Below are 14,502 nucleotides of genomic sequence, written 5' to 3' on the forward strand. Positions count from 1 at the left end.
GCATATTTGTTATAAAGAAGAAAAACCGATTCTTAGTAGAATCGGTTTTTAATATAAATGTCAACTATGTCCCAAATAAAAGAGCGCTTGTTAATAGAGCTCAGTAGAAATAGGTATATGGAAGCATTTATTCAATCCCATTCGGATCATAAGAATACTGCTGTTTATTCTCAATCCGCTCAATCACATCTTGTAATTCATCTTGCCTCAGAAGCTCAATATAAGAGAATCCTTTCTCAATACTTTTAACTACTTGTCTCCAAAATAGCAGGGCGTACATAAAATACTGTATATATGATTTTAAAGGAGATGTTTTCTTGACGAAAAGAAATTGTAGGAGCCACAATCATTCGTTTGCTCCCTTCATAAGCCCCAATCCTATTACCTCATTTAATCCGATTCAACGTTATCCTAAAATTGATAGAACTGCTTTCATAAGTCCATTTTCTAGTGTGATAGGCGATGTGAGAATTAAAGATAATGTATATGTAGCTCCGAATGTAAGCGTTCGTGCGGATGAAGGAACTCCATTTTATATTAGTTCAAACACAAATCTGCAAGACGGAGTTATCTTACATGGCTTATTGAATAAATTTGTTTATGTTGGTGATAAAAAGTATTCAATCTATATTGGGAAAAAAGTAAGTGTTGCGCATGGCGCCCTCATTCACGGTCCTTGTTATATAGGGAATAAGGTGTTCGTCGGTTTTAAAGCAATTGTGTATAATGCGATTATTGGAGAAGGAACAGTTATTTCATACAATGCAGTAGTAACAAACGGTGTACGTGTTGCGGCGAACAGGTTTGTGCCGCCTGGAGCCAATATAGATACACAAGAAAAAGCAAATGCGCTCATTCGAGTACCAAAAGACGAAGAGGAGTTTGCACGAGAAGTACAACGTGTAAATCAAGAATTTCCTGCTTCGTATAACTTATTATTCGGTTCGCATCGTTGTTCTTGCGGAATGCCGTATAATCATTAAAAATTAGCAGTTTTTGAGATGAAGTGTTTATTATGCATGAGAGTGGTTTAAAAGACTCGTATCCATTGAGAGATGGTGCTTCATTTGAAAAAAATGCCGGATCATACAATATAACATTAACAGATATACAAGAAGGACACGTTACAGCGCATGTTCTTGATACGAAATGTTTTCGATAATAAAAAGACAATGATGGAATTTAACCCGTCATTGTCTTCTTTACATTATTCTATTCAATTTCTCCTGATCCATAGCTATACTGCTGCTTATTCTCAATCCGCTCAATTACGTCTTGTAATTCATCCGGCTTCAAAAACTCAATTGGAGAGAAGCCTTTCTCAAACGTAAGTGTATCAGCCTCAATCATTAATACATATCGGTCGTTTACCTTTGCAATATGTATTAGGTCTCCGAAATCAGCAAGCAACGCCTTCACAGAGATATGATCTGCTTTTAGCTTTAATTCCACTTCAGGGGCGTGCTCGACGATTTGAGCAGTAGCTTCCATTACTTCTTCGGTTGAAAATTGTTCCATAATTTCGCGTTTCGGACTGGCAGCCCATACTTCCATCGCTTGGTCGAATTGTTCGCGTTCTTCAGTACCCTCTTCAAATACATCTTCAATTTGGTCGTATACCATGTCCATTACTTGTGTTTTCATAATTTCAGGCATAGAGCGTTCGTATTCGACGAATTTTAAGAAGTCTTCAAAGTAGCGGGCGTGTGATGCTTGGTGTATTTTTAGTTCGCCAGGCTCCACCATACCTTCTTCAGGCATGTATGGGTACTGAATAGATTTCATATTCTTTGTTGTGATGGCCATTTCAACGTTACGAATAAGTGTTGATTCATCAGAAATGGAAGCAACCTTTGGTTCGAAGTCACATTTCATTACGAATACGAATGGATCATCAAAGTATTTGCGTAGTTTTGCTTGAGCGATTAAAAACACACCACCACGTACAGCGCTTGTGTCAAGGTATGTATAAACGAGAGGTTCGCTCATATCTTTGAAGTTTTCTTTTGTTTCTGCAAAGCGAATACGATTAAATAAGTTGTAATGAGGGTTTGAATCGAGTTCATGCCCTTCTTCTACAATAAAGCGACCAATCTTCGTTGGGGCTTGTTCTGTTTTTGCGTGACGTTCTACTTTTCGCTTTGAAATTTTTAATAATTCACCATTCAAAAATTCTTTTAAAGAGCTATCTTCATACTCTTCAGCGTCTAATGTTTGAAAATGTTTATAGCGCTTATCAACTGCTTCACCTTTTCCTTCTACTTGTACTACATAAAAGGAAAGAAAATTTATTTCAAAATCCATATTTATCACCTTGTTTCATTTCATTAACTCTTATCAGTATAGAGATGGAAAAAACTTTCGTCAATTTATATAAGGAAGGGGGAGTCCCTTCCTTATATATTTGTTATTTTCGAAATTAAAATCCGTCTTCTAATGCTGAAAATGGAATGTTTAGCCTGTTTTCTACTGTACGTAAACGCTGATTTAAGCGATTTAATCTACGTGTATGACGCTCAACTGTGTTTTCTAGTTGACGTACTCTTTGCTCGAGCTCATTTACTCGTCTTTCTAATTGACGGTTTCCAGCACCAGGAAAAGAGATTGGAAGTTGAAATTGGCGATTTGGATCATATGGATTAATTTGCTCTGTTTGATCTATATATTGTTGGTATTGTGCCTGTAAATCATACTGAGGTTGGTAACCATATTGGTTATATGAATCATAAGGGTTGTAGGGATACATAAAAAAATCCTCCATTTCTTTATAATAGGTTAAATTCACCATAATGTATGTGCAAAAGCGGAGTAGTGGCACGGCAAATACCTATATACACTGAAGCGAATGATTGTTTTTACCTATAAAAGCTCGGTTTAAGTTGTTTAATAATGATCACATATGAAAAATCGGTATTACGGTTTCTAAAGCATGCAGGTGAATAAAGAGGTGAAATGAAAGAGTTTTACATTTGTATTTTATCTGTTAAATGGTATATACTGGATGAGGATAGGTTGCATAAAAGTTACAATCTTATCAAACTCGAAAATTTATATAAATATGTATAGACATTTACAAAAGAAAAGAGTAATTTTAATAGAGTAAAAAACAACTTGTAACATTTTCTAAATATATTGTAAAATGATTGTAACAAAAGATACATAAAAATGAAATAATACATAAGAAATAATGTTGGGGAAAAGGAGAGAGTATATTGTTCCGAAAAATAAAGGGTATATTAGTAGGGGTGCTATGCGTAGCTGTAGTAAGTGGTTGTGGAACAAAAGTAAGTGATGTGGCATTAGTAAGTGATTTTGGAGGGAACGTTGTAGAGGCTAAGGCTGATGTACAGGATTCAATTAGCTTAGTGGATGGGCGTACTGGTACTGAGGTGAAAAAATTAGATTTATCGAGCTTAGGTTATTTTGAAGATGAAGCGAAATTCAAAGCAGCGGTAACGAAGGTTGCTAGTGAAGTTGGTAAAAGTGTCGATAAAAAGATGGTACCTTCCCGTTTGGCACCTGATGGAACGTGGCAAGAAGGAAAGCCTGCTTATGAGTTAATGGAAAAAGAATTAGTGGCTAAATTATTAAATGTGGGTATGTGGGATTCTTCTTATCAGTTACCAATTGTGGAGAAAAAACCGGTTGCAACACTTAGTGATGCTCAAGGAAGTGGTACTGTAATTGGTAGATATGAAACGAATTTAGGTGGCTCAGCAGGTGGTAGAGTTGAAAATATTCGTTTGTCTGCCGCGAGCATAAATGGGGTTGTTTTAGCGAAGGGAGACCGTTTCTCTTTCAATGCATTAATCGGTGATACAACACCAGATAAAGGGTATCAACTAGGAAAAGAAATTGTGGATGGTAAATTAGTAGATGGTTATGGTGGTGGCGTTTGTCAAACATCATCAACGCTATACAATGCAGCAGATCAAGCTGGTTTGAAAATGGTAGATAGAACTACACATTCTAAAACAGTAGGTTATGTCCCGCAGGGAAGAGATGCTACAATTGCTTATCCATATTTAGACTTAGTATTTGAAAATACGAATGATGCTCCTGTTAAGCTTTATATGGGCATTCAAGGCGGAAAGTTAGTTGCTGAAGTACATAAGATGAAATAAATATGTAGTTAAAGGATAATAAAGTAAAATATTTATAGTTTCTATAATTGAAGCCATCTCTTCTGAATTTCAGAGGAGATGGCTTTTGTGTACAGTTTATTAAGAATAGTAAATTGATGTATTACTAGTATGTTCGAAAAAGGGTTGAGTTTAATTCTTAGTTTTCCTATTGACATTGTTTTAAAATGGCTGTATTCTTCATAATAACAACTTAATAAATGGAAAAATTTATTAGTTTTCTTGTCAAGAGAGATGGAGGGACTGGCCCGATGAAATCTCAGCAACAGGCTACAAAAGTACTGTGCTAATTCCAGCAAACGTATGAGGCGTTTGGAAGATGGGGGGAAATGGATTAACATTCAACTCTTCTTATATGTGTAAGAAGAGTTTTTTTGTTTAGAGAGGGGGGAGAAAATGAAATTTGATGTAACGTATTTTTTAGAAAGTTTTCCGCAATTATTTAAGTATGTATACATAACTTTAGGGATTACTGTTGTTTCCATGATTATTTCTTTCTTTATAGGGATTGGCTTGGCAATCATAACAAAAAACAAAACGAAATTTTTATATCCAATTGCAAGGGTGTATATCTCTTTCTTTAGAGGAACACCGTTATTGGTTCAATTGTTTGTGTTGTATTTCGGATTGCCACAAATATCTCCGGCTTTTACAGTACTTACAGCTATGCAAGCAACTTTAATTGGTCTCAGTTTAAATAATGCTGCTTATTTGTCAGAGATCATTCGAGGTTCATTGAATGCTGTGGAATCAGGGCAAATGGATGCTTGTTTATCAGTTGGAATGACAAAAGCACAAGCGATGCGACAAATTATCTTTCCGCAGGCTATTCGTGTAGCAGTGCCGTCACTTGGAAATAATTTTGTTGGATTGTTAAAAGAATCTTCGTTATCTTTTGCACTTGGAGTGGCTGAAATATTGGCACAAGCGAAAATGCTGGCGGCACAATCGTATCGTTATATGGAAAGCTATTTAGCGGTAGCGATTGTGTATTGGATTATTACAATCGTAATCAGCTGGGGACAGAAAAGGTTGGAGAAGAAACTTGATGCACCGTATTTATAAGAGAAATGAGGTGATATATGTGATTGAGTTAAAAAATTTGTATAAATCTTACAAACATAATGAAGTGCTGAAAGGAATCTCACTTACTGTCAAAAAAGGGGAAGTGGTAGTAATTATTGGACCTTCTGGTTCAGGGAAATCGACATTACTACGATGTTTAAATTTATTAGAACAACCGGATGATGGCAGTATTAGAATTGAAGATTTAGAGATTCATACGAAGAAACTTTATCAAAAAGAAATCATAAAATTACGTCAAAAAACAGCTATGGTTTTTCAAAACTATAATTTATTTAAAAATAAAACAGCATTGCAAAATATTACAACAGCATTAACGGCTGTACAGAAAAAAAGTGAAGAAGAGGCAAATGGAATAGCGAGAGAAATATTAAAACAAGTAGGCTTAGCTGATAAAGAAGATTTTTATCCGGCAATGTTATCAGGTGGACAACAGCAAAGGGTAGGGATTGCTAGGGCAATGGCTTTAAATCCAGCTGTATTATTGTTTGATGAACCGACTTCAGCACTTGATCCAGAATTAGTTAATGAGGTATTACAAGTTATTAAAGACTTGGCAAGACAACATATAACGATGGTTATTGTTACACATGAAATGAATTTTGCAAAAGAGGTGGCTGATCGCGTTATTTTTATGGCTGATGGAATTATCGTAGAGCAGGGAACGCCAGAAGAGATTTTTCGAAACCCACAAAATGAACGTACGAAAAAGTTTTTACGGCAATTAAATGCATCTGAAGAAGGAAATCATTTCGTTATTTAGGAGGAAGAGTTATGAGAAAATCGTCATTATTACTAACATTAGCATTAACACTATCAGTTGGAGCTTTGTCTGCATGTGGTTCTAATACAGCAAGTAAAAAGACAGATGAAAAAGTAGTGAAAGTTGGGACTTCTGCAGGTCGTAGCCCATTTATATTTAAAGAAGGTGAGAAAGTAAAAGGTTTTGATGCTGAAATTATTGAAGCGGCCGCTAAGAAAGCTGGATATAAAATAGAATGGAATGTTTCTGATTTTGAAGGATTATTCGGTTTATTAGATTCAGGCCGTATTGATACAATTGCAAATGAATTATCCGTTTCTCCGGAAAGAAAAAAGAAATATGACTTTTCGATCCCGTATGTGTATTCAGGCTCTGTTTTTGCGGTGAAGAAAAATAATAATACAATTAAATCGCTAGAGGATCTAAAAGGAAAGACTGTAGGTGTTGGACTTGGTACAGCAGGAGAGCAAGAGTTAAAAGCTTTAAATAAAAATAATGCTTTTACGATTAAAACGTACTCAGAGGACCCAACGGCGGAATTGAACGAAGTAGGCTTTGGACGCGTCGATGCTTATTATAATGATAAAGTTCAAGTGGAAACAACAATAACAAAGGCGAAACTAGATAATGTCAAAGTTGGATTTGGCCCACTTGAATGGGGAGAGATTGCATTTCCATTTGCAAAAAAGAGTGAAAAGTTAGAAGATATAAATAAGGCGTTAAAAGAATTAGAGCAAGATGGAACATTAAGTGACATATCGAAAAAATGGCTAAAAGTTGATGCTACAAAAAAACAAAATTAAGGTGTATTCGTTGAACGGGCCTATTGCCTATCAACTTACATAAAAAACTAAAGGGAACTGGAGAGGAAGTTATTCATGGTACAAATTCATCCGAAAACACGTATTGGTCATGTTGCATTTAAAGTAAAAGATTTAGAGCGTCAAATTGCTTTTTATGAGAATGTAGTAGGGTTAGAAGTAATTAAACAAGAGGAGAACAAAGCACACTTAGCTGGAAAGGGTGGTAAGAATACGTTACTTGTTCTTGAGCAGTTGGAAGATGTAGCGCTACAAGAACCGCGTACGACGGGTATATATCACGTTGCCTTTTTAGTTCCGACTCGTGAAGCTTTTGCTTCGGCACTATTTGGTGTTATTCGCAATAAAAAGGTAATTGATAGTCCGGCTGAGCAAGAAGGGCGTTATACATATTCAAATGAAATTTTACCAATTTCAAGGTTTAATAGCGCAAGTGATCATACGTATAGTGAGGCATTTTATTTACAAGACTTAGAGGGTAATGGTATCGAAATATATGCAGACCGTCCGCGTGATCAGTGGGGAGAAGGGCCAGGAGGAAGTACGCCACTTGATTTAAAAGAACTAGCAGTGCTCGTTGATTATGAGTTTGATGGCTTACCAGCCGAAACGGTGGTTGGACACGTACATTTACGAATAGCTGATGTGGAGAAGTCACATGAGTTTTATGTAGATACAGTAGGTTTTGAAGTACAACAGCGTGAAGATGATTGCTTATTCATTTCGGCAGGAGGCTATCATCACCATATTGGTGCAAATACGTGGAACGGGGTAAACAACCCGCATCCACCAGCACATGCAACGGGACTAAAAGTGTATACGATAGTACTACCGCATAAAGAAGTGTTAGATGAAGTGAAAGAAAGATTAATAGAAAAACAACATGAAATAAATGAAACTACAAATGGATTTACTGTAGTAGATCCAAGTGGTATTACAGTGCAGTTTGAAATAGAAGCAGTATAAAGTGAAACTTTAATTAGTGGGGGTTTTGCTCATCCCCCACTGATTATTAGCCTTCACCAATCGGGTGTTTATGAGCAGTTAATCTCCCACCACTATGAGAGGTAAGTGAAGGAAACCGATACAGCTTGTGCGTATGCAGTGCATTTTGGTCTGGGTCACAGTCTTTTAACGTGGTCGAACTACAGGAGGAGTAAGCATATTCCCGATGGATCCATTTCCATACTTCCATTATCTAGGGAAATCCCCCAGTATCCAAGACTAAATTTTACCCATACATCATTTTTTTGATGTAGCTCTTGAAGATAAAAACTATTTAATTTTCAAGGAACAGTTATTAACTTAAAACTTATTATACGAGGAGGGTGTATCATGAAAAAAATATGCTTTGTATTAATTGTCGACGCTGGTATAAATTATGGTTCAATATTTTCTCTACCATTTTTAAGGAATCAGGATGATTTGAAGGAATATTTTTCTAAGTATTATGATGTTTCAATTAATTATATTAGGGATAAAAACTCAGTTGACTATTTGGTAGTTCCCAAACCGTGTCCACCTTTTGATAATGAAAATAATCTTCCAATAATTGAAGTACCAGCAATCTTATTTATGGAAAAGGATTTTGAAAAAATAAAGACTTATATAGACAATTATTTTTCTAATAACTCATAAAGAAAATAAAAGTACAGTAAAAAGAAGTCCGATAAAAAACGAGTGGCGTAGAATATTTCTATTAATCATTCGTTTTTTATTATATTTACGTATATTTTTTAAAAGAGGATTATAGACGTTCTGAAAAAAATTAATTATAACAAGAACAGTGTTCGTGCTACTATCTACGGTTATTTTTTGTACTAAGTACCCCTTTAACTAACAAGACAACAAAAAATAATTAACATATTAAAGTGAATAATGTTACAAACAATGTAAGGGCTTTCTCTTTGAGTTTTAGCTCTGAATAATAAAGATAGTTAAATCACTAAATGGAGGAGAAAGTAATGACTAATTTATTGCGTAAACTAGCAGATGAAGAAATGGAAACGTCGCTATCTAATGGAGGAGCAGGTCAATTTTGTTCCTTGTATAGTAAATTGTTACCTATCTCTATTGCAGGTTGTATGGCAGGTAATAGTAGCAGTTGTAGCGAAATGCAGCATTACACAGAATATCTTCATAAATACTGTTAATAATAATTATTTTTTCAAAGTAAGATAATACAATAATATGGAGGAGCAGGTAAAGGTGCTACCATTTATCGCTTTGTGAGTGATCAATTCTCTAGCTTTTATACAAAAGTGATTAATACGAATGCTAGGGATGCCGTTCATGTCATCGATGGTTTACTACATCACGAAACAGATTTACATATTGAAGAGCATTATACTGATACAGCTGGATATACAGATCAAGTATTCGGTCTTACTCATTTGCTAGGGTATCGCTTTGCCCCAAGATTAAGAGATATTTTGGACTCGAAACTCTACACATTTGAAAAGCCTGAACAATATCCTGATATGGAGAAATTGTTACGCGGAAGGATTCATAAAAAAGTCATTCAAGAGAATTACGATGATGTGTTAAGGTTAGCACATTCCGTTCGGGAAGGAACAGCGTCTGCGTCTCTTATTATGGGGAAGATTGGTTCTTATTCTAGGCAGAATAGTCTTGCAAAAGCGATAAGAGAAATGGGACGAGTTGAAAAAACTTTATTTATTTTAGACTATATTTCTAGTGAAACGTTACGCCGGCGCATTCAAAAGGGATTAAATAAAGGAGAAGCAATGAATGCCTTAGCAAGAGCTATTTTCTTTGGAAAACATGGTGAACTTCGAGAGCGTGCACTGCAAGACCAATTACAGCGTGCCAGTGCATTAAATCTTATTATAAATGCAATTAGCATTTGGAATACCGTATATTTATCCCGAGCGATTGAGCATATGATGGAAGTAGGAAAACATCAGGAGTCTTTACTTGCCCATATTTCACCTTTAGGTTGGGAGCATATAAATTTCTTAGGTCAATATAAATTCGATATTAACAGTTCCCATTCTATTCGATCATTACGCCCCCTTAGAACATAAATGAAGCCCTTGATTTTCTGCTTAGCGTAGACAAATCAAGGGTTTTTCTTTCAAAATCTTTCTTAGCGTATAATTTCCGCGTTTTGTCGGCAGGACCCCATGCCCATCAACTTAAGAATTTAGAATTCCCCCCAAAAATTATGAGTTTTTTGTTACAAGTTATCACAAAATTTTCGTTTTTTGGGTAGTTTTATTTTCTTAGCTTGATTGCGATGAGCGGTACCCCATAAAGGCCCCTGATACATAATTGATGTTCTGCCATTTGTAGAAAACAATCCACTTATACCATTTTAACAAGAAGAAATATCTCGTCCATGTTGTAATATTGGCTTACGTTAAGCTTGTGAAAAAAACATATTCATGTATAATACAATTGATGTATGATACATTAGTTGTAGGAGGGTGACCTATTTGAAAAGAGAAGATGCCTTAAAACTAAGAACAGATATTAAGAAAATGATTATAATAACTGGGGTTTTTGAATCTCAAAATTTGCCCAATGGACCATTTGAAAAACCTTTACCAACTTCTCAAATGATGGCGTTAGAGGAACTAGAGGTGGAAAAATTAACTGTTTGGCAACTATCCAATAAACTTAGATTAGAGACTTCAACTGTAAGTAGATTGGTAGATAAGTTAGTAAAAAAGGGGCTTATTTATCGTGAAGTAAATGAAAAAAATAGAAGAGAACTTTTTCTGCACCTCACAGAAAAAGGTCACATAACTGTTAATTGCTTAAGAGAGCAATCCATTACATTTTATCAAAGTATTCTCAATAATTTATCAGAATCAGAACAAAAAATAGTTGTAGATGGTTTTGAATTATTTATTGATTCTATTTCTAAGCCTTTTGATTAGAGTGAGGTAAATCATAACATTTGGAGGGTAAAATGAGTTTGGATTTTGAACGTCCTATTATTGAATTAAAAGAGAAATTTGATGAATTAAAGAAAATTATGAAAGAAAATAATGTAGATTTATCGCCAGAAATTCATGTATTAGAAAAACGTTTAAATAAAATGCAAGATAAAATTTATTCTAATATTACACCTTTTCAACGAGTTCAAATTGCAAGGCTACGTAACCGGCCCACGACATTGGACTATATACCTTTATTGTTTACAAACTTTCTCGAACTTCATGGTGATCGATTATATGGTGATGATAAAGCAATGATAGGTGGTATTGCAAAATTTAAAGGGATGCCCGTTACGATTATTGGTCATCAAAGAGGTAGAAATACAAAGGAAAATATAGAAAGAAATTTTGGAATGGCACATCCAGAAGGTTATAGAAAAGCGCTAAGACTTATGAAACAAGCTGATAAATTTAATCGCCCTATTATTACATTTATTGATACAATAGGCGCCTATCCAGGGAAAGGGTCTGAAGAACGTGGAATTTCTGAAGCGATAGCTCGAAATCTATTTGAAATGGCTACACTTAAAGTGCCAATTGTTTGTATTGTAATTGGAGAGGCATCAAGTGGTGGAGCTCTTGGCATTAGTGTCGGTAACCATATCCATATGTTAGAGTATTCATGGTACTCGGTAATTTCGCCAGAAGGAGCAGCATCTATCCTATGGAAGGACGCTAAGTATGCTCCAGAAGCTGCTGAACATATGAAAATTTCAGCAAAAGATTTAAAACATTTAGGAATTATTGATGAAATCATTCCTGAAATTAAAGGTGGAGCACAAAATGATATAAAATCACAGGCAAAAATGATTGAATCTGTAATCGAATCATCTCTAAAAAAATTGATACTATTATCCTCGGAAGAGCTTATACAACAGCGATATGAAAAGTATAGACAAATAGAGAATTATAAATGAAAATATTTAAAGTCCGTATTACATTTCGGAGGATTCTCGCAAAAAATTCTAAATATTTTGCAAGTAACCTCTTGAACTGGGATATGCTGATACTATTACTCTACAAAAGATGTGTGATCGGTATGGAAAAGGAAAATTTGTTCAAATGGAAGCATTATCAGCAAGATATTATTTTGTTAACTGTACGTTGGTACGGTACAACTTAATTTTTCGTGATTTAGTAGAAATGATGAGGAACCAGGATTATCCTACCATTATGCTAGAAATATATATGTTATATTTTCTTTTCCACTACCTTTGCACCAGAACCAAAAAATACGCTATTCTTTCTGTAGAATCATAGGAAAGGATGGCGTTTTTGTATGTATCTATCAATTTCTGACGAATTACAATTATTTGCTGAAGAATTATATGAACATCTTACCCCTTCATTTTTGGAAAATCTCGCTAGAGAGCTAGGTTTTGTAAAACGAAAACGTAAATTTTCAGGGTATGATTTAGCTACTATATGTGTCTGGATTAGTCAACGAGTAGCGAGTGATTCATTAGTCCGATTGTGTAGTCAGCTACATGCATCAACAGGAACTCTTATGAGTCCTGAAGGACTAAATAAGCGCTTTAATAAAAAGGCAGTGTTCTTTTTGAAACATATTTTCTCCACATTATTAAAAAATAAAGTTTGTGGAAAGTCAGCAATTCCAAGTGCTTCACTTACCTATTTTCAGCGAATTCGTATTTTAGATGCAACCATTTTTCACGTACCAAAACACTTGGCCAATGTATATCCTGGATCAGGTGGTTGTGCACAAACAGCGGGTATAAAAATCCAGTTAGAATATGATTTACATAGTGGTCAGTTTTTAAATTTCCAAGTGGAACCAGGGAAAAATAATGATAAAACCTTTGGAACAGAGTGTTTATCAACATTACGCCCTGGTGACCTATGTATTCGGGATTTAGGCTATTATTCACTGGATGATTTAGATCAAATGGATCAACGTGGTGTGTACTATATATCGCGACTCAAATTAAACAATAGGGTATATGTCAAAAATGAATTTCCTGAATACTTTCGAAACGGAACAATAAAAAAACAATCTCAGTACATCAAAGTTGATTTAGAGCACATCATGGATACCTTAAAGCCAGGACAGTCCTATGAAATAAAAGAAGCTTATATTGGAAAGGATAAAAAACTATTTACTCGGGTGATTATGTATCGATTAACAGAAAAACAACTTCGTGAGCGTATGAAAAAACAAGTGTACACAGAAAGTAAAAAAGGGATTACATATTCGGAAAAAAGCAAACGATTAGCTGGCATGAACCTATATGTTACCAATACACCTTGGGAGATTGCTCCGATGGAACAAATCCATAATTTTTACTCTCTCCGCTGGCAAATTGAAATCATTTTTAAAACTTGGAAATCCTTATTTCAAATTCATCATTGGCAACATATTAAACAAGAGCGATTAGAATGCCATGTTTATGGAAAACTCATTGTCATTTTTCTATGTTCTTCTACTATGTTTAAGATGCGACAATTAATTTTACAAAAGAAGAAACAAGAATTAAGTGAATATAAAGCAATTGGAATGATTCAAGATCACTTATCGAGTTTGTATCAAGCCATACAACAAAACATCCAAGAAATAACAAAGATCCTAATCAGCCTGTTCCACCTCCTACAGAAGAACGGAAGAAAATCTCATCGATATGAGAAGAAGACTGTTTTTGATATTATGGGTGTTGTTTATGATTATAATGGGTTGAAAAAACAAAAGAAAGTTGCATAATTTAAAAAAGGAAACCCGTTAGGGTTTATTTGGTATGCATATTATTAAGAGTATGCTTCTATTTTAGGAATGCTTTACCTCCACAAAATGAAAGTACACTTTGTTTTCATTTTTAAGTTGATGGGCATGCGGCAGGACCCCTTAAAGGGCACTATTGTTGAATAAACCTTAGATTTTTAAACGACTTTATTGTTTAATTTTCGAGTACAGTGAAGTATCTTATATCGAAAATATAACAACTATATTTTAACCCCGTCCTAAATTTAGAACGGGGTTATGCTTGTTTTAGTCTTTAAAATTTAATAGCTTTATTGTCTTTTTACAGTTAATTGAAGAAGAAAGGACATAACATATTAGTTATATAAAATATGTTATGTCCTTTAATTTATCAACTTTTTTTCAATTTAGGTCTTGATAAGGGATTCACTTTCTGGCTTGTTTTTGATTATTTAGAGCTCAATCCAATACCTTCTCACAACATTCCCATCTTCTTCAGTGTAATCTTCATCCCGGAGACCGCCGTTATGTAAAATCGTTTTCTCAGAAGCCGTATTCACTTCGTCACAAACGACAAGTGCTTTCGTGATGTTTAATTCTTTCGTTTTTTCTAATGATAACTCTAGTAACTTTGTAGCATAACCTTTTCTTCTTTCAGAAGGGCGAATACCATAACCGATATGGCCTCCAGCATTAAATAGATGATCAGTTAAACTATGACGTATATTAACAACTCCTACAATTTTATTTTCATCTGTCACGAGCCAATAAGTAGAATCTGGTACCCAAGTTTCAGGAATATTTATTCCGTTATGTGCGTCGTGTAATTCTTGAATCATTGACGTGAAATTAGAAGGATTTTTTGAAATAACCCATGGAATCATCGCTTCACCGCTATCTTTCCATTCGTTATAAAAATCTAAGTATTCTTCTTGTAAATCGGTAGTAGGTGTAAGTAAAGAGATGTTCATTGTTAGTAAGCTCCTTTTATTTATGTTTTTTTTCACAAAAATTA

Annotated in this window: 15 protein-coding genes, 3 pseudogenes and 1 riboswitch; of the genes and pseudogenes, 14 read left to right on the forward strand and 4 right to left on the reverse strand. The window is 34.7% G+C overall.

Going from position 1 to position 14,502, the window contains the following annotated elements:
* Positions 1-127: 127 nt before the first annotated feature.
* Positions 128-244: pseudogene (locus tag ABH959_RS29400) on the reverse strand (DUF3900 domain-containing protein); the annotation flags it as partial.
* 73 nt (positions 245-317) lie between these two features.
* Here ABH959_RS29400 and ABH959_RS13130 point away from each other — a divergent pair.
* Together ABH959_RS13130 and ABH959_RS13135 are read left to right on the forward strand one after the other, a co-directional pair.
* A complete protein-coding gene (locus ABH959_RS13130) occupies positions 318-983 on the forward strand; it encodes an LbetaH domain-containing protein (protein ID WP_242310397.1) in 666 nt (221 codons plus the stop codon).
* A 32-nt stretch (positions 984-1,015) separates the two neighbouring features.
* On the forward strand, positions 1,016-1,162 hold the full coding sequence (locus ABH959_RS13135; protein ID WP_242310395.1) for a hypothetical protein: 147 nt from the start codon (positions 1,016-1,018) through the stop codon (positions 1,160-1,162).
* Positions 1,163-1,212: 50 nt separating this feature from the next.
* On the opposite strand, the gene ABH959_RS13140 is transcribed toward ABH959_RS13135, so the two are convergent.
* Together ABH959_RS13140 and ABH959_RS13145 are read right to left on the reverse strand one after the other, a co-directional pair.
* Positions 1,213-2,304: a DUF3900 domain-containing protein gene (locus ABH959_RS13140; protein ID WP_002033604.1), complete on the reverse strand. Its 1,092-nt coding sequence runs from the start codon at positions 2,302-2,304 to the stop codon at positions 1,213-1,215.
* 115 nt (positions 2,305-2,419) lie between these two features.
* The gene (locus ABH959_RS13145) at positions 2,420-2,746 is read right to left on the reverse strand and encodes a hypothetical protein (protein WP_002137656.1); all 327 of its coding nucleotides are present in this window, start codon (positions 2,744-2,746) and stop codon (positions 2,420-2,422) included.
* Between the two features lie 466 nt (positions 2,747-3,212).
* Between ABH959_RS13145 and ABH959_RS13150 the strand changes: the two genes are divergently transcribed.
* From ABH959_RS13150 to ABH959_RS13205, 12 genes and pseudogenes are all read left to right on the forward strand, one after another.
* Positions 3,213-4,124 (forward strand): VanW family protein, encoded by a 912-nt coding sequence (locus ABH959_RS13150; protein WP_002137655.1) that lies wholly within the window; start codon positions 3,213-3,215, stop codon positions 4,122-4,124.
* Positions 4,125-4,361: 237 nt separating this feature from the next.
* Positions 4,362-4,468: riboswitch (SAM riboswitch) on the forward strand.
* Positions 4,469-4,538: 70 nt separating this feature from the next.
* Positions 4,539-5,207: an amino acid ABC transporter permease gene (locus tag ABH959_RS13155; RefSeq protein ID WP_002137653.1), complete on the forward strand. Its 669-nt coding sequence runs from the start codon at positions 4,539-4,541 to the stop codon at positions 5,205-5,207.
* Between the two features lie 19 nt (positions 5,208-5,226).
* Positions 5,227-5,988, forward strand: a complete 762-nt coding sequence (locus ABH959_RS13160) for an amino acid ABC transporter ATP-binding protein (RefSeq protein WP_181777892.1) — start codon at positions 5,227-5,229, stop codon at positions 5,986-5,988.
* 11 nt (positions 5,989-5,999) lie between these two features.
* Positions 6,000-6,791 carry an amino acid ABC transporter substrate-binding protein gene (locus ABH959_RS13165; protein ID WP_113936054.1) on the forward strand — a complete coding sequence of 264 codons (792 nt, stop codon included), beginning with the start codon at positions 6,000-6,002 and terminating at the stop codon, positions 6,789-6,791.
* Between the two features lie 75 nt (positions 6,792-6,866).
* Complete coding sequence (locus ABH959_RS13170; RefSeq protein WP_113936053.1) at positions 6,867-7,775, forward strand: VOC family protein; 909 nt, start codon at positions 6,867-6,869, stop codon at positions 7,773-7,775.
* A gap of 369 nt (positions 7,776-8,144) precedes the next feature.
* Positions 8,145-8,447 (forward strand): hypothetical protein, encoded by a 303-nt coding sequence (locus tag ABH959_RS13175; RefSeq protein ID WP_000717614.1) that lies wholly within the window; start codon positions 8,145-8,147, stop codon positions 8,445-8,447.
* A 326-nt stretch (positions 8,448-8,773) separates the two neighbouring features.
* Positions 8,774-8,962 carry a hypothetical protein gene (locus ABH959_RS13180; RefSeq protein WP_000183240.1) on the forward strand — a complete coding sequence of 63 codons (189 nt, stop codon included), beginning with the start codon at positions 8,774-8,776 and terminating at the stop codon, positions 8,960-8,962.
* A 42-nt stretch (positions 8,963-9,004) separates the two neighbouring features.
* Positions 9,005-9,856 (forward strand): annotated as a pseudogene (locus tag ABH959_RS13185) (transposase); the annotation flags it as partial.
* A 411-nt stretch (positions 9,857-10,267) separates the two neighbouring features.
* Complete coding sequence (locus ABH959_RS13190) at positions 10,268-10,714, forward strand: MarR family winged helix-turn-helix transcriptional regulator (protein ID WP_000817662.1); 447 nt, start codon at positions 10,268-10,270, stop codon at positions 10,712-10,714.
* Between the two features lie 32 nt (positions 10,715-10,746).
* The gene (locus ABH959_RS13195; protein WP_113936052.1) at positions 10,747-11,691 is read left to right on the forward strand and encodes an acetyl-CoA carboxylase carboxyltransferase subunit alpha; all 945 of its coding nucleotides are present in this window, start codon (positions 10,747-10,749) and stop codon (positions 11,689-11,691) included.
* A gap of 122 nt (positions 11,692-11,813) precedes the next feature.
* Positions 11,814-11,932: pseudogene (locus ABH959_RS13200) on the forward strand (IS6 family transposase); the annotation flags it as partial.
* 121 nt (positions 11,933-12,053) lie between these two features.
* The gene (locus ABH959_RS13205; RefSeq protein ID WP_404492685.1) at positions 12,054-13,490 is read left to right on the forward strand and encodes an IS4 family transposase; all 1,437 of its coding nucleotides are present in this window, start codon (positions 12,054-12,056) and stop codon (positions 13,488-13,490) included.
* 449 nt (positions 13,491-13,939) lie between these two features.
* On the opposite strand, the gene ABH959_RS13210 is transcribed toward ABH959_RS13205, so the two are convergent.
* Entirely contained in the window at positions 13,940-14,458 is a 519-nt protein-coding gene (locus tag ABH959_RS13210; protein WP_404492686.1) for a GNAT family N-acetyltransferase, read from the reverse strand.
* Positions 14,459-14,502 lie beyond the last annotated feature (44 nt).

The organism is Bacillus sp. RC51 (genome assembly GCF_044908115.1).
In the GTDB taxonomy this organism is placed as follows: Bacteria; Bacillota; Bacilli; order Bacillales; family Bacillaceae_G; genus Bacillus_A; species Bacillus_A mycoides.